This is a genomic window from Spirosoma arcticum, from assembly GCF_054779955.1.
In genome coordinates this window covers 417,467-440,344 of sequence record NZ_BAAGXG010000006.1, presented here as the reverse complement: position 1 = coordinate 440,344, position 22,878 = coordinate 417,467, and the positions used below count along the sequence as shown (strand labels likewise).

The window sequence follows — 22,878 nt, the reverse complement described above, 5'->3', positions numbered from 1 at the left end:
CGCATATCGCTCGAAAGATGCAATGGCCGAATGACGAATTTTGCGGTCAGCCGCTGCCGTACTTTTCCGCACAAGTACCCAGGCTACCCCCCTGGGTTTGTTGAGCCTATGAGACAGAAACAAATTCGCTCCTCACAGTTTCTTCCGGTATTTATGACTTCCCGGATATGCCCCACCGGAGTAGACCCCCCAGTAGGTGATGTACGGCTCGAAGCCCACGGCTTTGTAGAGGGCCTCGGCGGGCTGGTTGCCAATCGTGACCGAGATGCCCGCCGACGAATGCCCCTGTTGCCGACCGGCCACCAGTGCCGCTTCCAGTAGCTGTTTGCCGATACCTTGCCCCTGGTAGTCGGGATGCACAGCCACGCACTCGATGGTCCACTCGCCCGATGGTTTCAGAGTTTCGTCGTGGGGGTTGGGCCATACACCCGCATACTGGGTCATGAACGTAGTCGACTGCTCGGCGGTCCACGCTAAAGCGGCAACAACGGCGGGCCACTGCGACAGGCGCAGGGGACGGTAGTCGGTCTGGCTCATGACGAAGCCAGAACATCCGGCGATTAACCGCCCATCGGCTTCACCCACCACGAAGTCCTCGACCCGGCCCCAAGCCAGCGCGTCGTGGGTGTATACAGTTTGTAAAAACTGATCGGTGTCGGTTGACGTGTGGGCCAGCAGCGGATCCCAGTAGCAAAAATCGGGGGCGGGCGACGTAGCCTGGCGGTTGCACCAGGCTACGAACGACAGATCGGCGCGAGTCGCGGACCGGAATTGGACCAGGTCGCCAGTGTGTGGTTGCATAAGAAATTGATTTAAGTCAGATCGTCAAAGCAGTTGATTATTTACTCGGAAACGTTATTCCAAGATGGCCTTGACCACCGGTGTTTCAGGGGCTTCTCCGGCGGGGGCGTCGGACTTCGCGTTGTCAGGGGCGGCCAGCAGCGGGGGCGTATCGAACAAGTCATCCCGGTTGGTCAGGGCCTGGTAGGCGGTCAGGTAGCTGGCGTAGGTTTCCCAGAGCGTCAGCGGTATCAGCGAGAAGGCAATCTTCCGGTCACCTTTTGCGGCCAGATACAGACTCCGCCAGGCAATCACGGCACCGGCGTTAGTCCAGACCGCGCTCAGAATCGGGCTTTGCAGGCGGGCGTAGGCAAAACTGTAGGTGGCAAACAGCAGCCAGTTGGCCCCCTGCAGGCGGAGCAGTTCGCGCTTGTGCGGCAGTGAATCGGGCGCATTCAGCAGCCGGACGTTGCCACCCACCAGCACTGAATTGATGCCCAGCCACACCACCGGAAAAACCCAGTCGGGGGGCGAGAGGGGCGGCTTTTTCAGCTTGCCGTAATAATCACCAATGTCGGGCTGGTTTTTCGTGCGCCGGGGTGACAAAGCCCATTCCAGCGCGTTGACGCCCAGCAGAAATAAAGCGCCGTGCCACCACTGGACACGAGGGTTGCCAAAAAGCGTTTTCATACGGTTGATTGATTTAAAAAGTTGACACTTGATTTTCCGGCAACGTACCCACGTTATCGGCACTGATACTTACTTTTCGGGCCGGACGTACTGCCTCACTTTTTCTTATCGGGAAAATTGGCCCGCTCGTTTTTTGCCGCCTTCGCCACGATCTCGGTGATACGCTTCGTGCGGGTCATTTCGGTTTTAGCGTTGAGCAGCCATTCCAGAATGCCCCGCCGGGCCGAGGGCGGGAACCCTTCGAAATAGTTTTTCGCGGTAGCATTGGCCTTGAACGCTTCGTCCAAATCGGGCGGAATGGTGCCTTTTTCTACCTCGTCTAAGGCCGTCCAGGTACCCGTTTTCTTGGCTAAATCCACCATCGCCTGCCCCGCTTCGGTCATCCGGCCAGCCGCTGTGAGCTTCGCCACTTTTTCTTTGTTGACACGGCTCCAATTACTTTTGGGTTTGCGCTGGGAGAAGAGTTGCCGGTGATGCTCATCGTCACCTTTGCGGATGGCACTGTCGATCCAGCCAAAACACAGCGCTTCGTCCAACGCTTCGTCGTGGGTCAGACTGGGCGTTTGGCCGTGCTTGCGGAAAATCATGAGCCACACGCTCTGCCGGTCGGCGTGGTGTCTGCTCAGCCACTCGCGCCAGTCGCTGGCACTTTTGGGAGCCAGGGTGTCCGGGGTTTTGGTGGGGGATGCCAGTGGATTCAGTAACGGGTGAGACGATATTGGGGAAATAATCGGGGCCGGTGAGCGTACGGGATTGGTCATCGGTCGGCTGGCTATAACGTTCCGGTTGCTTTTTGGAGGGCCAACTGACCCAGCAGCACGTCGTACACGGCGCGGAGGTAATTGGTCTCGGCCTGTTGCAGACTGTATTCACTGGCCCGAAAATCAGCCAGCAGCAACGTACCTGCGTCGAACCGGACGCGGTCAACGGCCAGAATCTGCTGCGCCTGGACGATGTTCTTCCCGGTTTCGGCCAGTGTCTCGCGGGCCTGGGCTAAGGTGCTGCGGGCCGATTGTCGTTCGTAGTCGAAATCGGCCTGCAACCGCCGGACGGTGTTCTGACTCATCTGCGCCCGCCGGACGTAATCCTGCCGGTTCAGCCGTACCTGCCGCCCATCGAAGAGAGGGACGCTGACCCGAACGCCCACGTAATTGTAGGGAAACCACGTACCTGACTCAAACGGGTTGAACGTATCGGCAAACTGCTGGGCGAAGTACGCACCGTAGGCCGCGACGACCGGAGCCAGCCGTGCCCCTTCGCGCCGTTGGTTCAGCTCGTTCAGTTGCCTCGTCAGATCTTCCTGCTTCAGTTCGGGCCGGTTGTCCACGCTCTCAGCGGTCGGGTCGGTCGGCCCGAGCAGCGCGGCCAGCGAATCGGCGGGTGCCACGGGACCGTTGCCAGAGACTCGGTAGCGCAGATGTTCCAGACTCAGGGTGTATTCGCGCTCGTCGTTGCGGTGGGTGAGTTCGGCGTTGCTCAGGTCCAGGGCGAAGCGGTCGAGTTCGGTTTTGGGCAGCGTACCCGCCTTCAGCCGCGTCCGGGCCTGTTCCAGATACCCACGCGCCCGCTCACGGGCACGGTCTGACAGCCGTTGCTTCTCCCGGTTATACACCGCCCCATAATACGCCTGCGTCACCTGCTGGCGCACGTCCACCTTCAGCTTTTCGAGTGCCACCCGCTGACCCTCAACGCTCAATATGTTGATGCTCCGCTCCACGCGGCTTTGCGCGTCGTAGATTTTCTGCTCGGCCTGCACGCTTAGCACGTTCGTGACGGGCGTACCGAACAGCAGCGTCACGTCTTCGCCATTGGCAAAGGGCGCGTTGCGGATGATGTTGCGCTGAATCTGGGTATTCCAGCGAAAATCGGCCCCGGCGCTTACCTGCGGTTGCCATCGGGCGCGTCGGCGGGCTTCGTCACTGGCCACAATCTCGGTTTGTAGCTGCTGGTTGGTCAGTTCCAGCCGGTTCGCCTGCGCCTGTTGCAACGCCTGCGGGAGGGTGATGGACTGACCAAAAGCCGCCCGACCGCAAAACGGATAGACCAGCGCGGCCAGCGTAAACCAATACTGAGTTTTTCGGAATGCGTTCATCTTTGTAGGCGATTACTGATTTTGATTTAAGCCCCCTTTGGGGGACGGGATACTTTATCCCCTGAACACCGAGGCCGGTTCGAGTGAGTTGATCCGGCGGATGGCGAAGACGCTGCCACCGAGCGAGATGACGAGCGTGACGATGAACAGGGCACCCTCGAACCAGAGTGGGAAGAAAAACAACGTACCCGATTGAGCGATGCCCAGCCGAAACCCTTCCACCAGCAGCCGACCCACCGCATAACCCAGGATGGCAAACAGCAGCGCCTGAGTCAGAATCAGGCGGCTGACGTAGCCGTTGGTCGCGCCGATGGCTTTAAGCGTGCCGTAATCCTTGATGCGGTCGATGGCCGCCGAATAGAGCGTCAGGCCGATAATGACCAAGCCCGAAATAATGGCGAATCCGATCAGGCTTCCGAACGAGGCCGCGATGCCGTTAGTAGCCAGCACCGTCTGCACGGTCGTTTTCGAGAGAGCTTCGGCATTCCAGGCCCGCACGCCGTTAATGCTCCGGTTGATCTGCCCGATCACGGTGGCTTCCGAAACTCCGACTTTCGGCTTGACAAGGTAGAAACTGACCTTGTCGGTGGGTACGCCCGCGAGGTAGCGGGCGCGTTCGATGGTCGAGAAGGCGAGCAGTCCCCCGGTGAAGGAACGGGCACCCCGGGTCAGTCCGGCGTTGTAGACTTTCTTACCATTGACTTCGAAGTAATCGCCTGATTTCAGACCGCCCAGCGCGTTGGCATCGTAGAAATCGGTGATGATGGCCCCGTCCGGGATCATGGCGTCGGGCCGGGTGTTGAACAGGCCCCACGGACCACCTACGAAGGCCGGGGCTGCGGAGCCGATGAGCGCAAAGCCGCCCGTGGTGCCATTGGTAAATTTGGCTCCGGCATTAGCCACCACCACCGGATAGGCTCGCTCCACACCCGGCAACGACCCAATTTCGTAGCCCTTCCGCACGTCCAGCAGACTGAGCTGGTTAGCGTTGGTGGTCGTTTCGTCGGTAACCCAGATGTACTCCCGGTTGTTATCAACGAGGCTGGCCATCGAGTCGACCAGGAAGATGAAAATTCCCGCCTGCTGCCCGACAAGAAACACCGAGATGAGGATGCCCGCCAACGCGCCCAGCGATTTGGACCCGTCGTAGCGGATGAATTTGACGGCTGTTCGTACCATGGCTATTTCACGTTGATTATACACTCCAGCCGCGCCCCGATGATGACCTGGCCCGGATCGTCTAACTGCACCCGGACTTCGCGAACGCGCCGGTCTTCGAGGTTGGCCGTATTGTCGGCAAAGAGCGATTTCCTGCGGAGGTAGGGCGAGGCCAGTACAACCGTGCCGGTCGTCAGGCGGTCGCGGCTCCCCTGCGGGCGGACGTACGCTTTCTGACCGACTTTCACGCGCAGGGCGAAGAGTTCATCAATCTCGGTCACTGCCACGAGCGGACCGGCGGGGGCAAAATCGCCGACGGACTGGTTGCTGCTCAGGTACTGGCCCACCTTCGCGTCCAAACTCAACAGCGTCCCGTTGGCGGGGGCCTTCACCCTTTTCAGGCCCGATACCGTGCTGGCGTACTGCACGTCGGTGCGGAGCGAGCGGATTTGCCCCTCGGCCTGACGGACCTGGGCTTCAGCCTGGCGAATCTGTTGGCTGAGGTTATCGACCTGGTACTGCGAATTGTCTAAGTCCTTGCGGGTCAGGGCGTTTCCGGCGAAGAGCGTCTGGTTGCGTTTTAAGTCGGCGTCGGCTTTTTGCCACTGCACCCGGAGCGTCTGTACCGATTGCCGGGCCGATTCGACCGCGTTCCGCTGCGTACTGATTTTTACGCCCGCCTGTCGCAGTTGCGCCGACTCGACCGCGTTGTCTAATTCCAGCATGACCTGCCCCCGCCGGACCTGCTGCCCCACTTCGACGTGGATGCGCCGGACTAACCCGCCCGTTTCGGCGGAGAGTTGGCTGATGCGGGCCGCCGGTTCGATCACAGCGATGCCCAGCACCTCGTCAACGTGCCTGGGCGTTTGCACCGTTCGAACCGTGTCGCTCTGCGTGGTGTCCGACGAATTTTCTTCGCTGTCGCAGGCCGCCAGGGCGACCGTGCAGGCCCACAGAGCGACCGCCAGAGCAACCCGGCTGAATTGCCAGGGCTGGCTGAAAGAGAGTGCAGCCGTGTGGGCGGTGGCGCGGGTTGATTGTTTGTTCATTAGCATGATTGTAAGGATTTTTATTCGGTGAATTCGGCCAATTCTTTTACGACTCCGTTATCGACTTCCACGATTCGGTGGGCATATTGCTTCAGGCGCGGGTCGTGGGTGACGACCGCCACCGACTTGCCGCCGTCGGCCAGGGTGCGTAATTCCTGCATCACGATACCGAGCGAATCTTTGTCGAGCGAAGCCGTGGGTTCGTCGCAAAGGATGAGTTTAGGGTTAGTGACGAGGGCGCGGGCGATAGCGATGCGCTGCTGCTGGCCACCCGATAATTGCCGGGCCAGGTTCTTGCGCCGGTCGGTCATGCCCACCGTTTTCAGCGCCTGCCGGGTACGTTCGCGGGCTTCGGAGCCGCTTACGCCCTGAAGTTGCAACGGCACCATCACGTTTTCTTCGGCGGTGAGCGGAGCCAGCAGGTTGAAATTCTGGAACACAAACCCGATGGTGCCGAGCCGAAGCTTGGCCAGCGCATTCGGTTTGAGCTGGTTAACGTGTTGCCCGTCCACCCACAAGTCGCCGTGAGTGGGGTAAATCACGCACCCCAGCAACGAGAGCAGGGTGGTTTTGCCCGACCCCGACGGCCCGATAATGAGCAGCAATTCGCCCGTGTTGAGCTGAAGCGTAGTTGGTTGTAACGCGACTATGGTCTGGTCGCCTGTTTTGTATTCCTTATCAGTACCCTTAAGTTGTGCTACCATATCTTTCCATTCATTTATACGACAATATTACTACGAAAATTGAGTAAACGTTTTATAACTGAAAGAAAAAAGATCAATTCTTGTAATAAAAATTTTTATTACTTGGTTTAACAGTATCAAACCACAGTAAAATGGAGCAGGGAGAAGAACAATTGGTAGTGCTGGTAAACGCCTGGGCTGCCTACAGCACGGCCACACCCAACGCCGACATCGCCGGGTTTTGCCTGCATTACCTGACCGAACGCACAGACTCAACTCTATCGCAGTCGGGGGAGGGAGATGCATTGGCTGTTGACACGCATCCGGTCCCGGCTGTGGAGCATTACGTCAAACCGGCGGGCGACGCGGTTTTTATGCCCCGGCCCGAAATCAGGCTGGGCGAGTTAGTGGGGCGGATGGCGGGCTACATTGACTTTTACTCGAAGAAGGCCATGCAGCCGTTCCGCTTCAGCGGAGTCGATGACCCGGTGTACCTGCTGGCCTTAGTGCAGATGGGTACGCCCAAGAAGAGCGAACTGATTTATGAGATGGTATCCGAGTTCGCGTCGGGTATCGAGATCATCAACCGGCTGGTCCGGCTGGGCCTGATTGATGAATTTCCCGATGAGCATGACCGCCGGTCGAAGCGGTTACGAATCACGCCGGCTGGCTTAGCGATGATTTACCAAGTCTTTCCGGCAATGGAGCAGTTACTCGACGTGGCCTTTGGCTCGCTGACGGCGGGCGAAAAAGCCCTGCTGGTGCAGCTTTTAGACAAACTCTACCGCTACCACGACGAACATTATAAACGAAGCAAGAACGCTGATTTCGAGGAAGTATATAACCGTATGGTGGGGAAGAAAGACCAGTTGGACGAAAAGAACAAGCAATAAATGTTGCCTCATACAAATCCACATACAGTTAAATGTAGTGATTATCGATGTAGAGTTCCGACATGCTTCGTATGGGCAAGAAATTAGTTCACCCCCCGTCGTTACGCTTCTGATGAATATTGAGTAGCGTTTTTCTCAGGTGACATCAATGTTTAGGTAGTCCTCAGAAAGTAATGATAATCAGCAAAGGCCGCAGTCGGGCCGTAGTTTTAGGTCGCCAAACTCATGGCTACGTGCCATGTTTCAACAACATAACTGCCCTGCCTGCCGCTCGACAAACTTAGTTAAGAACGGTTCCACTTACTATGGCAAAGCCCGCCTAAAATGGAAAGGCTATGCTCGCCAGTTTGTCCAGATGCGAACTTGCTGGTGGGCGTTTTGGGCTGAGCCGTGGCCGAAACGGTCAGGCCAGCATACAAGAGCAAAAGAAGAGACAGGCGCATGGGCGATTAACGAAGTTTAGGGTTGTGCATGTACTCGTAAACCGATCAGGCAGATCTGAGCCATCCGAACTAAGGTGACAAGTTGCTCCACAAACTCATCCATTAATTTGAATACCACTCCGCCACCATCTCACCCCGCCCCTTGCTTTCCAGTTCCCGTTCCAGATTGTCGGGGATTTTAGGGAAGAAGTCGATGCCGGTCAGTTGCTCAATCTGGTCCACCGGCACCACAAACTGCTTCAGCGAGTTGTCGCTCGGTTCGTTGTCGAGCAGAAAACCGATCATCCGAATGTCGGGCTTATTGCAGTACAAGATCACCTTGTAAAACTTACCCGGGACGCTTACTTCCGTGACGCGGCCAATAGTCGGCAAACCGGGCTTCAGCACGGGACCCGTCACCACGTACAGGCCATTGTCGCGCAACGCCCACCGCCGGACCAGTTCTTCCAGTTCTTTCCAGATGCCCCGGTTAAACTGCGGAGCCTGCGGGCTGATGTTACTCATAAAAAACGTTTCCTGCATCATCCGGCGGGAAAACTTAAAATCGCCCGCCGGAGCCAAATGACCCCGGTCGTAGCCGGATCGGGTATAATCGGACGAAAGAGCCGAGCCGGTCGACACGGCCGGGTCAGGGACGAATCGGGAGCCTTCGCGGTCGGTATCGCCGTTTATCTCCTCGGGCAACAGCGGATACGCCACCCAGTCAGCCTGCTTGTAAGCGTCCCGGAAGCGGAGCGCGTAGCCTTCATGCCGGACGATTTCGTCGGATGAGCTGGTGGCGGGCAAACTAAAGTTAGCCTGCTTCTCGAAGTCAAAAAAGACTTTCCGGGTGGTGCTGATCGAGGGCGTCGGTCCGGCGTTGTCGCTGGCCGAACCGGACGGTCGGTCATCGGACGCTTCGCCCTCCGCATCGGTGGGGTTATCGTTCCGGTTATCAGTCGCTACGTCTTCCGCCCCCGTAGGTTCGGGCGCTTTGTAGGGGTTGTCTGCTTTCTGACCGGGCCGGTCCCGTCCCAGCCCAACAAGCTGACGAATATCGTCCCAGAACGCCACAACGGGCTGCGTACGGCCCCCATAATGCAGAAATAGACCGATCAGGAAAAAGATGAACAGCAGCACCAGCGTGTTGCCACGCAGCCGAAATCCCCGGCGATGGTATTTTTCTGTATTGACTCGTGGAGTGAAACGCATAGGGGTAAAGTTACGAAAGGAGTTTTAGGTTTGTAGTTTGTGGTTTGTAGTTGCGGTTCCCCGCCGGTGCGGTCAGTCCCGGCGGACCGGCATCCAGCTTACGCGTCAGCTAACTACAAATCACGAACTACAAACCCAAAACCGCTGTTTTTACCTCATGTCATCAGTAAACATTATCGTTATTGGGGGGGGAGCGGCCGGTTTTTTCGGTGCCATCACGGCGGCCGAAACCTTCCCGGATGCCACCGTCACGATTCTCGAAAAAACCCGCACCGTACTCAACAAAGTCCGTATTTCGGGCGGGGGACGCTGCAACGTGACCCACGCCTGTTTCGACAACCGGCAGTTGGCGAAGCACTACCCACGGGGCGAAAAGCCGCTTCGGGCACTCCTGGACCAGTTCGACGCGGCTACCACGGTACGCTGGTTTGAAGGCCGGGGCGTCGCGCTCAAAACCGAAGCTGACGGCCGGATGTTTCCAGCTACCAACACCTCCGAAACCATCGTGGACTGCCTGCTCAGCACCGCCCGGCGGCTTGGTATCGAAATACGGACCAGTTGCGGAGTCAGCACCCTAATTCAGCAACCCGACCACACGGGCTGGCAACTCTCTATGCTGGACGGCAGCACCTTGCGGGCCGACCGCGTTCTGGTCGCTACGGGTGGTTATCCTCAGCTTCCCTCCTATGGCTGGCTGCCCGGTCAGGCCGAGCCGCTGCTGTCGCCGGTGCCGTCGCTGTTCACATTCAACGTCCCTAACAGTCCATTGCTGCCCCTGGCGGGCGTATCGGTGCCCGATGCCAGTGTCTACGTTGTGGGTACGAAGCAGGAACAGCGCGGGCCGTTGCTGCTGACACACTGGGGATTCAGCGGACCCGCCGTGCTTCGGCTGTCGGCCTGGGCAGCCCGCGAACTGGCCGATGTTGACTATCGCTTCACGTTGCGGGTGAACTGGGTGCCCACATTCAACGACAACACGCTGCGGGCAGGGTTGCAGGACTTCCGGCAGCAGAACGGCCGCAAACAGGTATCGTCGCAGAATCCGTTTGGATTGCCGTCGCGGTTATGGCAGGCCATGGTGCAGGAATCCGGCATCGCCGACGAACAACGCTGGGCCGACCTGCCCGCCAAACCGCTGAATCGATTAGCCAACCGCCTAACAAACAGTCAGTTTGACGTGGTGGGTAAAAGCACATTTAAAGATGAGTTCGTAACCTGTGGCGGGGTGGCGCTGGGTGGACTGCACCCGCAAACGCTCGAAAGCATAATTCAGCCGGGCTTGTTTTTCGCGGGTGAAGTGCTGGACGTTGACGGCATCACGGGCGGTTTTAACTTTCAAAGTGCCTGGACAACGGGCTACGTAGCGGGTCTGCACATTGGGCGGTAATTAACCCGCCAGCACCGACCGCGCCGTTTCTTCATCCTGCTTCAACTGAGCAACCAACGCGGGCAAGCCGTCAAACTTCTGTTCAGAGCGCAAAAACTCCCGGAACCGGAGGGTCAGATGTTCACCGTAAATGTCCTTGTCGAAGTCGAAAATATACGTTTCGATGGTCTGGTTCGTACCGGCCACAGTGGGTCGAAACCCAATATTCAGCATCCCGGCCAGGGTTTGCCCGGCATACAGCACATCGACTGCGTAAACGCCGTTGGCCGGCACGAGCTTATTCGCATCGTCGACCTGCATATTAGCCGTTGGAAAGCCAATCGTGCGGCCCAATTGCCGACCCTTCACAATGGTACCCGTCAGGCTATACGGCCGACCCAGAAACCGATTGGCCGTTTGAATAATACCCTCCGTCAGGGCAGTGCGAATCTTGGACGAGCTGACCCCAACCGCTTCAACATCGTGCCGGGGTATCTCTTCCACCTCGAACCCGTATTCGCCCTGGTGGGCTTTGATGTATTCAAACCCGCCTTCCCGGTCGCGGCCGAAGCGGTGGTCGTAGCCGATGACCAATTTTTTCGTTCCTATTTTTTCGATCAGAATCTGCCAAATGTACTCCTCCGACGATAACTGCGAAAACGAGCGCGTAAACGGAATGACGACTAAATGATCAACACCCGCCTGATCGAGCAGGTCAATTTTTTCGTCGAGTGTGGTCAGCAGCTTCAGGTTCTGACTGTCGTTGGAGACGACGGTGCGCGGGTGCGGCCAGTACGTAATCAGCACCGATTGGCCACTGCTGGCGTCAGCCACTTCGGTGAGTCGGGCCAAAATGGTTTGGTGGCCCCGGTGAACACCGTCGAAGGTACCGCTGGTGACAACGGCGTTAGGCAGGGGCTGGAGGTCGTCGAGACCACGATGAACGATCATAGTGTTGTATCTGATGCGGTCACTTGGGGGTCAGCATCCAGACCCCGACTGTCACGGCATTTGGCAATAAAATTGTCAAGTGTGTACGCATCGGCAACCCGGAAGTCGCCAATGCGGGTCCGGCGCAGGGCGCTCATGTACGCTCCATTGTTGAGCAGTAAGCCCAGGTCACGCACTAAACTGCGAATGTACGTGCCTTTGGAACACACGATGCGGAAATCTACCGCGGGGAAACGGCTGGTATCAATCTCAAACACGGACACGGTTACCAGCCTACTTTTGATGCCACCATCGACCGAATCGGCGGTCTCACCGCGACGTGCTTTTTCGTACAGCCGTTCCCCATTGACCCGCACGGCGGAATAAATGGGCGGTATTTGGGTGATGTCGCCGGTCAACTGCCGGGCAGCCTGGTTAATCTGTTCGGGGGTGATACCACCCGTGTCGAACTCCCCATCAAATTCGGTTTCGAGATCAACGGAGGGCGTGGTTTTTCCCAGTACGAGCGTACCCGTATATTCTTTCTCCTGCGCCTGATACTGGTCGATTTGCTTAGTCATCTTGCCCGTGCACAGAATGAGCAGGCCCGTGGCGAGCGGATCGAGCGTACCGGCATGACCAATCTTCTTGAACTTACAGGCGTATTTCAGCTTGTTGGCTACGTCGAATGAGGTCCACGTCAGCGGCTTGTCGATTAGAATGAGTTGGCCGGGATCTTGTACCGGTGGAGTCGTTGGAGCAGACAATTAATCTAAAGTCGTTTTGTAATAATCAACGATGTACTGAAAGACGCCCAGTACCTGATCGACATCAGTCACCGCGTATAGCTTCGGATCGATGTAAATCGTATTGGCCTCATAAACCAGAAATTGCCAGTTGGCTCCGGTTGTTACGCAGCCGTAGATTTTATCGAGAACGACACCACGTTTCTTATTGAACAGGTCGGCGCCAATCAACTGAGCCGCGCATTGTGAAATGCCAATGTCGAAATCCTGCTTCTTTGCTTCGACAACCTGAATGACCGGAAAATTGATGCTGTAGGAACAGGTGTCCTTAGCCAGAATAAAGTCACACTCACCATCAAGCCCAGCCGCTACATCGGCGTCTAAGTTCTCGCCGGAGTGGATCGTGAGGAATGGATTATTGCGCCGTTTAATTTCCTTAAGGACCGGCACGACGATCCACTCTGACTTTGCCTTTTCACTTCGCAGCAAAATCTCGTGCGTTTCGTCAAGATCAGCGATAAGCCGTTCGCTGGCGACAACGGGCGTTATGTCGTCAAAAAGCGACTGCAACCGGTTATTGATACCGAACCGTTCCTGAATTTTCTCTAACGTGAAATCGCTGTACGGCATAGCAAACGGTCGGTTAGCCAATCAAAGTTACGCGCAAACAACCGCTACAATACATCTAATTTCACCCCGGCGGCCGTCAGTCCCAGCAGCAGCAGGCCCAACGCAATGCGGTAGTAACCGAACGCTCTGAAGCCATACTTAGTCAGAAAACCGACGAAGGCACGGATGGCCAGCAAGCCAACCAAAAACGCGATGGCGTTGCCAATGAGCAGCGTCTGGTAATCGGCGGGTTGCAGCAGTTTGTAGGTTTTGAGGAGTTTGTAGCCCGACGCAGCCGCCATGGTCGGCACGGCCAGAAAAAACGAGAACTCAGCCGCCTGGGTGCGGGTCAGCCCCTGATACATGCCGCCGATGATCGTGGCCGCCGACCGCGACACGCCTGGAATCATGGCGATGCACTGAAAGAAACCGATACGAAGCGCATCGGGGGCGGTTACGTCGCCGTCTTTGGGTAACCTCTTCACGATCCGGTCGATAAACACCAGCACGACACCGCCCACCAACAGCGTAATGGCTACGACAACAACGTTTTCGAGCAGCGAGTCGATGAAATCGTTCAGCAGAAAGCCAATGACGGCGGCTGGCAGAAAAGCAATCAGGATTTTGGCGTAGAAATCGACGAACCGCTGCGTCTTTTGTGGTAAGCGCCGGACCCAAACCGGGGCCTCAAAATCATCGGTGCGGGTGTCGACTAAGAACCGGCGGTGGTAAAGCACCAGCACCGACAGAATGCAGCCGAACTGAACGTTGACGGTGTAGAGTTTGGTGAATTCATTCCCGGCGATGCCCGCCAGCGAGGAGTAAATAATCATGTGGCCCGTTGAAGAAACCGGCAGGAATTCGGTCAATCCTTCGATAATGGCCAGCGCAATGGCGTGAATAAGGTCCATTCAGGTGTAAAAAGTGTTTGCGTGTTCGCGTCTGTAATTAATTACAAACGTAAACACGCAAACACATAAACACTACAAAAATCGCCTACGCTCTTGCTGGGCGAGCCAGAATGGCAAAAAATTCGAGCACAAAGCCGCTCATCACCACGAGGGGACCGAGCGTCAGGCCCAAGAATCCGAATCCAAATTCTTCTTTGTCGAGGCTCATAATAAAAAAGCCCAGCAGGATAACGCCAATGCCAATCAGCATGAGCGTGTAGTTGCGCCGACCAAAAGGCAGCGCAGCCGCCGAATCGGCCCGGCGCGTTGGTTCGGTCATCAATGGCCGGGTCGGTGCGGGCCTGGTAACGGGTGCCGTTGGTGCTGCCACAACCGTCGTCTTTTTGGCGGGTTCTTCGCGGGTCAGCGTCGCCGGGCCGCCATACTGTTTGTCCTTTGCCATTTTCTTAAAGGTTAATGGATAGTGAACAGTGTAGAATGGAAAATGGCCTTCAACTGGCAGCACTTCACCATATCATTGCTCACTATGCATTCGGGATCGCCCGTGCGGTACGTTATTTATTAATAAAGTTCATCCAATGTCAATCCTAAATAGCGGTGAACGGCCTGGAAGGTGCTGATAAAGCCAATCAGAACACCTAATGCCAGAATGCCCGCCAACAGCATCGCTATTTTCTCCGGTTCCTGAAATGCCGCCAACTCGGGCAGGTTGTGAGTGGCAACCTGCAGTGCAATCAGCAACATGACCACGGCAATAACGCCCGCCAGCAAACCCTGCATAATGCCCCGGCCCAGAAACGGCCTCGTAATAAATCCGTTCGTGGCTCCTACCAACTGCATACTCCGAATCAGTAAGCGCTGTGAGTGAAGCGCCAGCCGGATCGTATTGTTCATCAGCACAACGATAATGATGAGCAGAACCACTGCAAACGCCGACATCACCATGTAAATCCGGGTAATGTTCCGGTTAATGCTGTCCACCAAATTTTCCTGATAAACGACCTCGAATACCCCGTCGATTTGCTCTAAATCTTCTTTTACTCCCTGTAGTTTAGTCTCATCAAAGTATTCTTCGTTGAGCTTAATTCTATAACTGTCGCGGAGTGGATTTTCGCCGAGAAACTTCGAAAAATCTTCTTTCGTCTCCGCAATAAACTCCTTAGCCGCTACATCTTTCGTAACCAGACTAACCTGCGGTTCCCCGCCCGTTTTCAGGATATAAGGCCGCTCAGCGATGGTCCGTTGCAGGGTCTTGATCTTCGCCGGATTGAGATCTTTATCCAGAAAAGCCCGCATCTCGTAGTTCTCGCGGATGAACGTTACTAATCGTTTCGACTGGATGGCCAGCAGGCCGCAAAAACCAATTAAAAACAGAGCCAGCGTCAGGCTAAACAAAATCATGCCGCTGGGATACGTACCTACTTTCTTTTTCGTACGAGCCATTCAGGGGTTCGTGTTGTTGAGACAAAAATAATCGTTCCGACCAGGAAACGGCCCAATTTAAGGAAATTTAAGAGGAGAACCGTAAAAGCCCGAATATCGATAGTGTCTCACGTTGAAATTTAGGCTGGTTTGGCCATTCTGTCCGCCCCATAATTACCTTTGCACCGGGCATTCATCTTTCTAAAAAGCAGATTTTGAAGGCTGCACCAACACTAAACTAAATCCTGACCATTCGAAAAATTCGCTGATGACTTCGGTTATTACGGCTTTCTGGCGTCGCCTGGACGTACCGGGTCACGATGCGGCCAGCGTGAGCCAAACAGCACGCGGTTATGAACTCTTCGGGCAGTCTGTGTTTCTGGATTCACGGGGGCCAGCAGCGTTGCGCTACGTCCTGGCCTTAGAACCTGACTGGTCAACCATCGAGGGGCATATTACCGGATTCATCGGCGAACGCCCGGTTGACGCCCACATTGTCCGCTCACCAGAGGGCTGGACCTTGAACGGAACTAATTATGGGATGGCAGGGGTGGTTGACCTGGACCTGGGTTTCACCCCGGCAACCAACATCTTGCAGCTTAAACGTACCTCCCTGGCCGTCAACGAGGCTGCCCACTTTGATGTTGTCTGGCTGGAGGCTGGTGACGAAAAACTCCAGCGGCTACCGCAGGAATATCGGCGAATTTCCGAATTCGAATACGATTATAACTCCCCTACCGTCGATTACCACGCAACCATCGTTCTAACTCCAAGCGGCTTTGCTGCGGTTTATCCAGGTCTTTGGGAAATCGTGCATTGACAACGCCCACAGTGAAAATTGCGATTGAGACACTGCCCGAATATCCTGTTACGACAGGCCCAGCATCAGCCCGCGCAACTCAGCCAATCCGCGCAGCCGACCAATGGCCGTGTAGCCGGGATTCGTTCGCTTACCCGAGGTCAGGTCGTCGAGCATCCGGTGGCCGTGGTCCGACCGGAACGGCATTCGCAAATCCGTCCGCCCCGCTTCCTGCCTGCGCCGTTGCTCGGTCAGCAGTGCCCGCATCACGCCCACCATTGGCACGTCGCCTTCGAGGTGGTTGGCTTCCTGAAAACTGCCGTCAGCCGACCGCTCAGTGCTGCGCAGGTGAATAAAGTGAATGCTGGGTCCCAGTCGTTCGACCATGCCAATCAGGTCGTTGTCGGGCCGGACGCCGTACGAGCCGGTGCAGAAACACAGCCCATTGGCAGGTGAATCGACCGCCGTTAGCAGCGCACGGGCATCGGCTTCGGTACTGACCACGCGCGGCAGTCCCAGAATTGGATACGGCGGATCGTCGGGGTGGATGGCCAGCCGAACGCCCACTGACTCCACTACGGGCACAATTTCGCGCAAAAACGAGTACAGGTTCTGGCGCAGTTCCGGGTCGCCCACGTCGGCGTAGGTTGCCAACGCTTCGCGAAACTGCTCAACGGTGTAACTTTCTTCAGAGCCGGGCAAGCCTGCAATGATGGTGCGGGTCAGGCGCTTAACCTGCGCGTCGGTCATGGCGTCGAGCCGGGTGCGTGCCCGGCGCTGCTGCTCGTCGGTGTACAGGTATTCGGCACCGGGCCGTTGGAGGATGTACAACTCAAAGGCGGCAAACTCGGTCGCGTCGAAGCGCAGGCCAGTGGAGCCGTCGGGCATGGGAAAGTCGAGGTCGGTGCGGGTCCAGTCGAGTACGGGCATAAAGTTGTAACAGACCGTGTCGATACCCGCCTGCGCCAGATTGACGATGGACTCCTTGTAGTTCTCGATGTAACGCCGGTAGTCGCCGGTGCGGGTTTTGATACCTTCGTGCACCGGAATACTTTCCACCACCGACCACGTCAGCCCAGCCTGTTCAATTTGTAACTTCCGACTGATGACCTCAGCCAACGGCCACACCTCCCCATTTTTGATGTGATGGAGTGCCGTGACGACGCCGGTGGCTCCGGCCTGCTTCACGTCGGCGAGCGATACGGGATCTTTAGGGCCGGGCGAATCGCCAAACCAGCGCCATGTTTGTTCAAGCATGAAAGGTATCACGGACTGAAGCCCGTATTTTGTTTTGTAACTCCCCGTATTTTTTGTTTAAAAAAAGCAGACACGGGCTGAAGCCCATGGGTACGTTCAGGTAAAAAAGCGCACTCCTCCGCTTTTCTCCCCAACTAAGCTCCTCGTGTTTTGCAAACCATTACCACATCCGGCCGCTTTCGGTGGCGAATCGTCGCGTTACTGTTCATTGCCACGACCATCAATTACGTGGATCGGCAGGTCCTTTCGTTTACGATGACCGACGAAGTATTTCGCAAAGAAATGCTCGATCTGTCTCCCGACGCTGTGCTGACCAAAGAAGCGACCGACCGCTTCAAAGTGTTGTACGGCGATGTTGACGCGGCCTTTAAATTCGCCTATGCCATTGGTTTTCTGATTGCGGGCTGGCTCATTGACCGGATTGGCACCAAACGCGGCTTTTCCATCGGCATCATTGTCTGGAGCTTCGCCGGTATGCTGACTGCTTTTGTGGGCAACATTGCCGGACTGCGGTGGGCGCGGGCGTTGCTGGGCCTGGGCGAAGCCGCCAATTTCCCCTCGTCCATCAAGACCGTGTCCGAGTGGTTTCCCCGGCGCGAACGATCCTTCGCCAACGGTTTGTTCAACGCCGGGGCCAACGTCGGCATTATCCTGACGGCCCTCGCCGTGCCGTACCTGATTCTCAACTTTGGGTGGCGCAGTTCGTTTTTGGTGACGGGCGTGCTGGGGTTCGGGCTGCTGGCACTGTGGTGGTTTACCTACAGCAAACCGGAGCAAAACCCCAAACTTTCGTCCGACGAACTGGCGTACATTCGCAGTGACGACGAGAAGATAGCGCCCATAAAAGTATCGTGGGGCCGTTTGCTGGGCTATAAACAAACGTGGGCGTTTGCCGTCGGCAAGTTCATGGCCGACCCGATCTGGTGGTTTTACATGTCGTGGTTACCCGATTTTTTCAATTCCAACGACGCCCTCGACCAGAAGCTCGACCTCAAAAGTTTCGGTATTCCCTTCCTGATTATTTACGTCGTCTCCGACGCGGGCAGCATTTTCTTCGGCTGGCTCACAACCCAATTCATGAACCGGGGCTGGTCAGCCAACCGTGCCCGCAAAACGACCATGCTTATTTGTGCGCTGTGCGTAGTTCCAATTTTCTTTGCGGCCCAAACCAGCAGCCTCACGGTGGCGATTGCCCTGATTGCCCTGGCAACGGCCGCGCATCAGGGCTGGTCGGCCAATATGTACACCTTTGCGTCAGATTTGTTCCCCAAAAACGTGGTCGCGTCCGTAACGGGCATTGGCGGTATGTTCGGAGCCGTTGGCGGTATCTTGCTGGCGCTGCTGGCCGGGCGGATCATCACGGCGTTTGGTTACCTGCCGATGTTTATTATTGCCAGTTGCGCCTACCTGATTGCCTTGGGAATCATTCACCTGATTCTGCCCCGGCTGGAACCGATAAAGACCGAAGAACTTATTAACGAACCGGTTGTCTGACTCCGCATGAACATCATCACTTTCGGCGAAGTCATGCTCCGGCTTAGCCCACCGGGTGTCGACCGGTTTGCACAAGCCGACGCGCTGACCATGCATTTTGGCGGCACCGAAGCCAATGTAGCCGTGTCACTGGCGCAGTTCGGGTTATCGGCCACCCACGTCACACGCTTTCCTGACCATGCCATTGGCCGGGCGGCTGCGGGCTACCTGCGTCGGTACGGCGTCGATACGGGATCGGTTCGGTTTGGCGATGGACGAATGGGCCTTTATTTTCTGGAAACGGGTGCCGGAAGCCGGGCCAGCCAAATCATCTACGACCGGGTCGACTCGGCGTTCGCCCGCATCCGGCCCGACGAGCTCGACTGGGAGTCGGCGCTGACCGGACCAACGGGAACACCAGCCTCGTGGTTTCACTGGACCGGCATCACCCCCGCCCTGTCGCAGGGGGCCGCCGACTGCTTGCTGGCGGGCATTCAAACGGCCAACCGCTTAGGTATTCCCGTTTCGGGCGACATCGTATACCGCTCGAATTTGTGGCAGTACGGCCGAACTCCGCAGGAAATTATGCCCGCGCTCACCGAAGGCTGCACCCTCGTGCTGGGCAGTAAGGCGCTGTTCTCGGAACTTTATGGCGTTGTGGGCAGTACCTTTACCGAAGCCGGACAGGCACTCATGGAACGGTTTCCGCGTGTTCGCTACGTAACCGATACCAAGCGTAGTTCAATCAGCGCATCGCACAACCAGCTGTCGGCCAAGCTGTTCGACGGCGAAGCGGTTTACAAATCGAGGGTGTACGACATTCAGCCGATTGTGGACCGCATTGGCACGGGCGACGCGTATATGGCCGGGCTAATCTACGGCCTGCTCACCTTCAACGATCCACAGCGGGCCGTTGAGTTTGGCGCGGCAGCCTCGGCGCTGAAGCACACCATCCCCGGCGACGTGAATCTGGCCACCGTAGCCGAAGTCGAAACGCTGGAGCGGGGCGATGGATCAGGCAAATTGAAACGATGACAAAACAGTTGGTGAGTTAATGAGTCAGTAAGTCGATGAGTCAATTAGTATCTGTTTGACTCATCGACTCACTGACCCATTAACTCACTGATTCATTAACTCACTAACTGACTTTATGGCCCGCATTCCCCGCCTTTCCGTTTACCAAACCATTCGAGACGTACCGCTGGTGCCCGTTTTCTACCATCCCGACGCTGAGGTGTGCGCGGGTGTGCTGAGCGCGTGTTACCGGGCGGGCGTCCGGGCCTTCGAGTTCACCAACCGGGGCGACTTTGCCCACGAGCGGTTTGCCGACCTGAGCCGACTCTGCGCCCGCGACTTTCCCGATCTGGCCCTCGGTGCGGGGACAATTCTGGACGCGCCAACGGCCGCGCTGTATCTACAGCTTGGTGCCGATTTCATTGTCGCACCGACCTTCAGCGACGAGGTGGCTCGCGTCTGCAATCGCCGGAAAGTAGCGTACATGCCCGGCTGCGCTACGCTCACCGAAATCACCACGGCCCACGAATGGGGCGTCGAAATTGTGAAAGTATTTCCGGGTGAGGTGTTGGGACCGGGCTTCATCAAAAGCCTGAGTGGACCGCTGCCCTTTGCCAGTGCTATGGTGACGGGGGGCGTAGAGCCGAACCGCGAGAGCTTAGCCAAGTGGTTCGGGGCCGGGGCGGTAGCCGTTGGCATGGGGTCGCAGCTTTTCCCGAAAGCGGTACTAACCGACCACGCTTTTGATAAAATTGAAACTACGGTTCGCGATGTTGTTCGTATTATTGCCGAAATAAAAAATAGTCAATCAGTTGGTTAGTGCTTGCGCCAGCTACTCACCGATTAACCAACTGATTGAATGATCAACTGATTGACTGACCAACTGAAGATGTCCCGACTGAACCGCACAACCCACCCCGCCCCTGTTTTTCCCGAACGAATTCTGCAATTTGGCACGGGTGTGCTGCTGCGCGGCCTACCTGATTATCTGGTTCAGAAGGCCAACGCCGAAGGGCGGTTCAACGGCTCTATCGTAGTCGTGAAATCGACCGACAGCCAGACGGATGAGTTTACGGAGCAGGACAATCTCTACACGGTGGCCGTTCGGGGGGTGCAAAAGGGGCAGGACGTGTCCGAGACAACCATCATTTCGGCGGTGAGCCGGGTGCTGGCTGCACAAACCCAATGGGACGAGGTGCTGCGCATTGCCCGCAATCCGAATTTACAGATCATTATTTCCAACACCACTGAAGTCGGGCTGAACTACGTGGAAGAAGGTATTTTTCAGCGGCCACCGCAGTCGTTTCCGGCTAAGCTGACGGCTTTTTTGTACGAGCGATTCCGCAGCGTGGGTGGCTCACGGGCCAAAGGTTTAGTGGTGGTCCCGACCGAACTCGTGACCGACAACGGGCTTAAACTCCGCGAAGCCGTCGAGAAATTAGCCACGTTCAACGAGCTGGGTAAGCTGTTTACCAAGTGGCTGAAGTTTCACGTCCGGTTCTGCAACTCGCTCGTGGACCGCATCGTCACGCGCCCCACCGACGAAGCCCGGCAGGCGCTACAGGTCCAAACCGGCTACGAAGACGAACTGCTCACCTTCACCGAACCGTACCACCTGTGGGCCATTGAGGGCGACGACCGCGTCCGGAAAACGCTTTCCTTCGCCGATGCCTCGACGCCCCAGATTATCATTGATGAGGACATTAATTTTTACCGGGAGCGCAAACTTCGCGTGCTGAACGGCACCCACACCCTCACCATGCCGCTGGGCTATTTGCTGGGTCTGGAAACCGTTGCCGACGAGATGAAACACCCCGACATGAGCCGGTTTGTCGAATCGCTGATGCTCGATGAGATCGTGCCGACGGTGCCTGACTACGGTATTCCGGGGATGGACAAAGCGGCCGTGGCGCAGTTTGCCCACGACGTGCTCGACCGCTTCCGAAACCCCCACCTCGACCACCTGCTGCTGAATATTTCGCTTCAGGAAACGGCCAAGATGCAGTCGCGCAACGTAGCCACGATTCAACGATACTACGCTCAGTTCAACGCTGTACCGAAACACATGGCCCTGGGCTTTGCCGCGTATCTGCTGTTCATGAAAGCCGTTCGGGAAGAGAAAGGCCAGTTTTTTGGTGAAGTCAAGGTGGGCAGTGGGGTGCTTACCTATCCCATCCGCGACGAACGGGCGGCTTATTTCTACGGCGACTGGAAGGTGGTGAAAGTTAGCAAGCCAGACACCATCAGCACATTCGTAACGAGCGTTCTGTCGGACCTGACGCTTTGGCAAACCGACCTGAACGCGCTACCGGGTTTTGCCGATGCGGTGGTGATTAATCTTCGGGCGCTGCTGGCCGACGGAGCCGCAAAGACCCTGGCGAAGTCGTTGTAGCGTATCCAAAGCTGAATAATAAACGTCGGCTGGCTACTTATTTCTGCCGACAACAACGTATGACGCCCCTGATACGCGTATGCACATTGGTTTGATTGGCTGTGGCCGGTGGGGTCAGCTCATCTTACAGAATCTGACCGATCTGTCAGTAACCGTAACCGTCTGCGACACCAACCCGGACCAGTGCGAAAAAGCCCGGCTGCTGGGCGCTGCGGCCGTAACCTACTCACTCGATGCCCTCCATCCGCTCAATGGTCTGATCGTGGCGACCCCGGCCTCCACGCACCGCGCCGTACTGGAACAGGTTGCCCCATTCGGCAAGCCCCTATTTATCGAAAAACCACTGACTACTACCTACTCCGACGCCTTAGCCATTGGTCGTTTAGCGCTGCCCCCCACGTTTCTGATGCACATCTGGCGGTATCATCCCGGCATTGATTTGTTAAAAACGATTGGGCAATCGGGCGAATTGGGGGAATTGCTGTCGGTGAAAACCACGCGGACCAACTGGACAAGCCCGCGCACCGATACGGATACCCTCCGAACGCTCATGCCGCATGATCTGTCTATTATTCTGCACATTCTGGGGCAAGTTCCCGCGCCCAAAGCAGCAATAGCCGAACGACACAATGGGCAGATTCGGGGCCTGACGGTGTTGCTGGGCGATAAGCCCGGCTGCGTAATCGACGTATCGACACGTTACGCGGATAAGCGCCGGGAGGTGCGTCTCCACGGAACAAGCGGGGTGGCCGTGCTAACCGACGAGCGAACGAATGCGGTCGACATCTGGTACGGTTCTGACCGGACACCAACGAGCCAATGGCAGCACGAACGGCGTTTCTTCGATCCGACACCCCCGTTGCGGCTTGAGTTACGGGCGTTTATCGAGTACCTTCGGGGAGGCCCCGAACCCATCAGCCCACTCCAGGAAGGCATCGAACTGATGCGCCTGCTGGACGAGATTGAGCGCCTGACTTAAC

23 protein-coding genes are annotated in these 22,878 nt (G+C 56.7%); 8 read left to right on the top strand and 15 right to left on the bottom strand.

The features are described 5' to 3' along the window. Positions 1–132: 132 nt before the first annotated feature. From ACYVHB_RS16375 to ACYVHB_RS16345, 7 genes are all read right to left on the bottom strand, one after another. On the bottom strand, positions 133–801 hold the full coding sequence (locus tag ACYVHB_RS16375; protein ID WP_461052839.1) for a GNAT family N-acetyltransferase: 669 nt from the start codon (positions 799–801) through the stop codon (positions 133–135). 54 nt (positions 802–855) lie between these two features. Further along, positions 856–1,470 (bottom strand): TspO/MBR family protein, encoded by a 615-nt coding sequence (locus ACYVHB_RS16370; protein WP_461052838.1) that lies wholly within the window; start codon positions 1,468–1,470, stop codon positions 856–858. A 95-nt stretch (positions 1,471–1,565) separates the two neighbouring features. Next, on the bottom strand, positions 1,566–2,231 hold the full coding sequence (locus ACYVHB_RS16365) for a YdeI/OmpD-associated family protein (protein ID WP_461052837.1): 666 nt from the start codon (positions 2,229–2,231) through the stop codon (positions 1,566–1,568). 11 nt (positions 2,232–2,242) lie between these two features. Beyond that, positions 2,243–3,562 (bottom strand): TolC family protein, encoded by a 1,320-nt coding sequence (locus ACYVHB_RS16360; protein WP_461052836.1) that lies wholly within the window; start codon positions 3,560–3,562, stop codon positions 2,243–2,245. Positions 3,563–3,616: 54 nt separating this feature from the next. Continuing rightward, positions 3,617–4,741 (bottom strand): ABC transporter permease, encoded by a 1,125-nt coding sequence (locus ACYVHB_RS16355; RefSeq protein WP_461052835.1) that lies wholly within the window; start codon positions 4,739–4,741, stop codon positions 3,617–3,619. Between the two features lie 2 nt (positions 4,742–4,743). Further along, positions 4,744–5,769 carry an HlyD family secretion protein gene (locus ACYVHB_RS16350; RefSeq protein WP_461052834.1) on the bottom strand — a complete coding sequence of 342 codons (1,026 nt, stop codon included), beginning with the start codon at positions 5,767–5,769 and terminating at the stop codon, positions 4,744–4,746. Positions 5,770–5,789: 20 nt separating this feature from the next. Continuing rightward, a complete protein-coding gene (locus ACYVHB_RS16345; protein ID WP_461052833.1) occupies positions 5,790–6,473 on the bottom strand; it encodes an ABC transporter ATP-binding protein in 684 nt (227 codons plus the stop codon). Between the two features lie 131 nt (positions 6,474–6,604). Here ACYVHB_RS16345 and ACYVHB_RS16340 point away from each other — a divergent pair, with 131 nt between their 5' ends. Then, positions 6,605–7,345, top strand: a complete 741-nt coding sequence (locus ACYVHB_RS16340) for a MarR family winged helix-turn-helix transcriptional regulator (RefSeq protein ID WP_461052832.1) — start codon at positions 6,605–6,607, stop codon at positions 7,343–7,345. 545 nt (positions 7,346–7,890) lie between these two features. On the opposite strand, the gene ACYVHB_RS16335 is transcribed toward ACYVHB_RS16340, so the two are convergent. Next, positions 7,891–8,979: a DNA/RNA non-specific endonuclease gene (locus ACYVHB_RS16335; protein WP_461052831.1), complete on the bottom strand. Its 1,089-nt coding sequence runs from the start codon at positions 8,977–8,979 to the stop codon at positions 7,891–7,893. A gap of 157 nt (positions 8,980–9,136) precedes the next feature. Between ACYVHB_RS16335 and ACYVHB_RS16330 the strand changes: the two genes are divergently transcribed. Continuing rightward, positions 9,137–10,366, top strand: coding sequence for a BaiN/RdsA family NAD(P)/FAD-dependent oxidoreductase (locus tag ACYVHB_RS16330; RefSeq protein ID WP_461052830.1), 1,230 nt, complete (start codon positions 9,137–9,139; stop codon positions 10,364–10,366). Here ACYVHB_RS16330 and ACYVHB_RS16325 read toward each other — a convergent pair whose 3' ends face one another. The 6 genes from ACYVHB_RS16325 to ACYVHB_RS16300 form a co-directional block, all read right to left on the bottom strand. Then, positions 10,367–11,296 (bottom strand): bifunctional riboflavin kinase/FAD synthetase, encoded by a 930-nt coding sequence (locus tag ACYVHB_RS16325; RefSeq protein WP_461052829.1) that lies wholly within the window; start codon positions 11,294–11,296, stop codon positions 10,367–10,369. It abuts the gene before it with no gap. Beyond that, on the bottom strand, positions 11,293–12,042 hold the full coding sequence (gene truB / locus ACYVHB_RS16320) for a tRNA pseudouridine(55) synthase TruB (RefSeq protein ID WP_461052828.1): 750 nt from the start codon (positions 12,040–12,042) through the stop codon (positions 11,293–11,295). Before truB ends, ACYVHB_RS16325 begins: the two co-directional genes overlap by 4 nt. Continuing rightward, positions 12,043–12,651, bottom strand: a complete 609-nt coding sequence (locus ACYVHB_RS16315) for a hypothetical protein (RefSeq protein ID WP_461052827.1) — start codon at positions 12,649–12,651, stop codon at positions 12,043–12,045. 44 nt (positions 12,652–12,695) lie between these two features. Next, positions 12,696–13,541 carry an undecaprenyl-diphosphate phosphatase gene (locus ACYVHB_RS16310; protein WP_461052826.1) on the bottom strand — a complete coding sequence of 282 codons (846 nt, stop codon included), beginning with the start codon at positions 13,539–13,541 and terminating at the stop codon, positions 12,696–12,698. Between the two features lie 85 nt (positions 13,542–13,626). Further along, positions 13,627–13,983 (bottom strand): DUF3098 domain-containing protein, encoded by a 357-nt coding sequence (locus ACYVHB_RS16305; protein WP_461052825.1) that lies wholly within the window; start codon positions 13,981–13,983, stop codon positions 13,627–13,629. 119 nt (positions 13,984–14,102) lie between these two features. Beyond that, positions 14,103–14,984: a cell division protein FtsX gene (locus ACYVHB_RS16300; RefSeq protein WP_461052824.1), complete on the bottom strand. Its 882-nt coding sequence runs from the start codon at positions 14,982–14,984 to the stop codon at positions 14,103–14,105. Between the two features lie 247 nt (positions 14,985–15,231). Here ACYVHB_RS16300 and ACYVHB_RS16295 point away from each other — a divergent pair, with 247 nt between their 5' ends. Next, a complete protein-coding gene (locus ACYVHB_RS16295; protein WP_461052823.1) occupies positions 15,232–15,783 on the top strand; it encodes a putative glycolipid-binding domain-containing protein in 552 nt (183 codons plus the stop codon). A gap of 48 nt (positions 15,784–15,831) precedes the next feature. Here the strand turns inward: ACYVHB_RS16295 and uxuA are convergent, their stop codons facing one another. Then, positions 15,832–17,019 carry a mannonate dehydratase gene (gene uxuA, locus ACYVHB_RS16290; RefSeq protein WP_461052822.1) on the bottom strand — a complete coding sequence of 396 codons (1,188 nt, stop codon included), beginning with the start codon at positions 17,017–17,019 and terminating at the stop codon, positions 15,832–15,834. 150 nt (positions 17,020–17,169) lie between these two features. Between uxuA and ACYVHB_RS16285 the strand changes: the two genes are divergently transcribed. The 5 genes from ACYVHB_RS16285 to ACYVHB_RS16265 all read left to right on the top strand — a co-directional run bounded on the left by ACYVHB_RS16285 (position 17,170) and on the right by ACYVHB_RS16265 (position 22,877). Next, a complete protein-coding gene (locus tag ACYVHB_RS16285; RefSeq protein ID WP_461052821.1) occupies positions 17,170–18,513 on the top strand; it encodes an MFS transporter in 1,344 nt (447 codons plus the stop codon). Positions 18,514–18,519: 6 nt separating this feature from the next. Continuing rightward, positions 18,520–19,527 carry a sugar kinase gene (locus ACYVHB_RS16280; RefSeq protein ID WP_461052820.1) on the top strand — a complete coding sequence of 336 codons (1,008 nt, stop codon included), beginning with the start codon at positions 18,520–18,522 and terminating at the stop codon, positions 19,525–19,527. Between the two features lie 115 nt (positions 19,528–19,642). Then, entirely contained in the window at positions 19,643–20,326 is a 684-nt protein-coding gene (locus ACYVHB_RS16275; RefSeq protein WP_461052819.1) for a bifunctional 4-hydroxy-2-oxoglutarate aldolase/2-dehydro-3-deoxy-phosphogluconate aldolase, read from the top strand. 69 nt (positions 20,327–20,395) lie between these two features. Next, the gene (locus ACYVHB_RS16270; protein WP_461052818.1) at positions 20,396–21,898 is read left to right on the top strand and encodes a tagaturonate reductase; all 1,503 of its coding nucleotides are present in this window, start codon (positions 20,396–20,398) and stop codon (positions 21,896–21,898) included. A gap of 79 nt (positions 21,899–21,977) precedes the next feature. Beyond that, complete coding sequence (locus ACYVHB_RS16265) at positions 21,978–22,877, top strand: Gfo/Idh/MocA family protein (RefSeq protein ID WP_461052817.1); 900 nt, start codon at positions 21,978–21,980, stop codon at positions 22,875–22,877. Position 22,878 lies beyond the last annotated feature (1 nt).

Bases quoted from the DNA above. Each gene is read 5' to 3' on its own strand.
- ACYVHB_RS16275 (WP_461052819.1), top strand. From the start codon at position 19,643: ATGGCCCGCATTCCCCGCCTTTCCGTTTACCAAACCATTCGAGACGTA.
- ACYVHB_RS16335 (WP_461052831.1), bottom strand. From the start codon at position 8,979: ATGCGTTTCACTCCACGAGTCAATACAGAAAAATACCATCGCCGGGGA.
- uxuA (WP_461052822.1), bottom strand. From the start codon at position 17,019: ATGCTTGAACAAACATGGCGCTGGTTTGGCGATTCGCCCGGCCCTAAA.
- ACYVHB_RS16295 (WP_461052823.1), top strand. From the start codon at position 15,232: ATGACTTCGGTTATTACGGCTTTCTGGCGTCGCCTGGACGTACCGGGT.
- ACYVHB_RS16325 (WP_461052829.1), bottom strand. From the start codon at position 11,296: ATGATCGTTCATCGTGGTCTCGACGACCTCCAGCCCCTGCCTAACGCC.
- ACYVHB_RS16355 (WP_461052835.1), bottom strand. From the start codon at position 4,741: ATGGTACGAACAGCCGTCAAATTCATCCGCTACGACGGGTCCAAATCG.
- ACYVHB_RS16345 (WP_461052833.1), bottom strand. From the start codon at position 6,473: ATGGTAGCACAACTTAAGGGTACTGATAAGGAATACAAAACAGGCGAC.
- ACYVHB_RS16375 (WP_461052839.1), bottom strand. From the start codon at position 801: ATGCAACCACACACTGGCGACCTGGTCCAATTCCGGTCCGCGACTCGC.
- ACYVHB_RS16310 (WP_461052826.1), bottom strand. From the start codon at position 13,541: ATGGACCTTATTCACGCCATTGCGCTGGCCATTATCGAAGGATTGACC.
- ACYVHB_RS16265 (WP_461052817.1), top strand. From the start codon at position 21,978: ATGCACATTGGTTTGATTGGCTGTGGCCGGTGGGGTCAGCTCATCTTA.
- ACYVHB_RS16360 (WP_461052836.1), bottom strand. From the start codon at position 3,562: ATGAACGCATTCCGAAAAACTCAGTATTGGTTTACGCTGGCCGCGCTG.
- ACYVHB_RS16330 (WP_461052830.1), top strand. From the start codon at position 9,137: ATGTCATCAGTAAACATTATCGTTATTGGGGGGGGAGCGGCCGGTTTT.
- ACYVHB_RS16365 (WP_461052837.1), bottom strand. From the start codon at position 2,231: ATGACCAATCCCGTACGCTCACCGGCCCCGATTATTTCCCCAATATCG.
- ACYVHB_RS16300 (WP_461052824.1), bottom strand. From the start codon at position 14,984: ATGGCTCGTACGAAAAAGAAAGTAGGTACGTATCCCAGCGGCATGATT.
- ACYVHB_RS16305 (WP_461052825.1), bottom strand. From the start codon at position 13,983: ATGGCAAAGGACAAACAGTATGGCGGCCCGGCGACGCTGACCCGCGAA.
- ACYVHB_RS16340 (WP_461052832.1), top strand. From the start codon at position 6,605: ATGGAGCAGGGAGAAGAACAATTGGTAGTGCTGGTAAACGCCTGGGCT.
- ACYVHB_RS16350 (WP_461052834.1), bottom strand. From the start codon at position 5,769: ATGAACAAACAATCAACCCGCGCCACCGCCCACACGGCTGCACTCTCT.
- ACYVHB_RS16315 (WP_461052827.1), bottom strand. From the start codon at position 12,651: ATGCCGTACAGCGATTTCACGTTAGAGAAAATTCAGGAACGGTTCGGT.
- ACYVHB_RS16370 (WP_461052838.1), bottom strand. From the start codon at position 1,470: ATGAAAACGCTTTTTGGCAACCCTCGTGTCCAGTGGTGGCACGGCGCT.
- ACYVHB_RS16280 (WP_461052820.1), top strand. From the start codon at position 18,520: ATGAACATCATCACTTTCGGCGAAGTCATGCTCCGGCTTAGCCCACCG.
- ACYVHB_RS16270 (WP_461052818.1), top strand. From the start codon at position 20,396: ATGTCCCGACTGAACCGCACAACCCACCCCGCCCCTGTTTTTCCCGAA.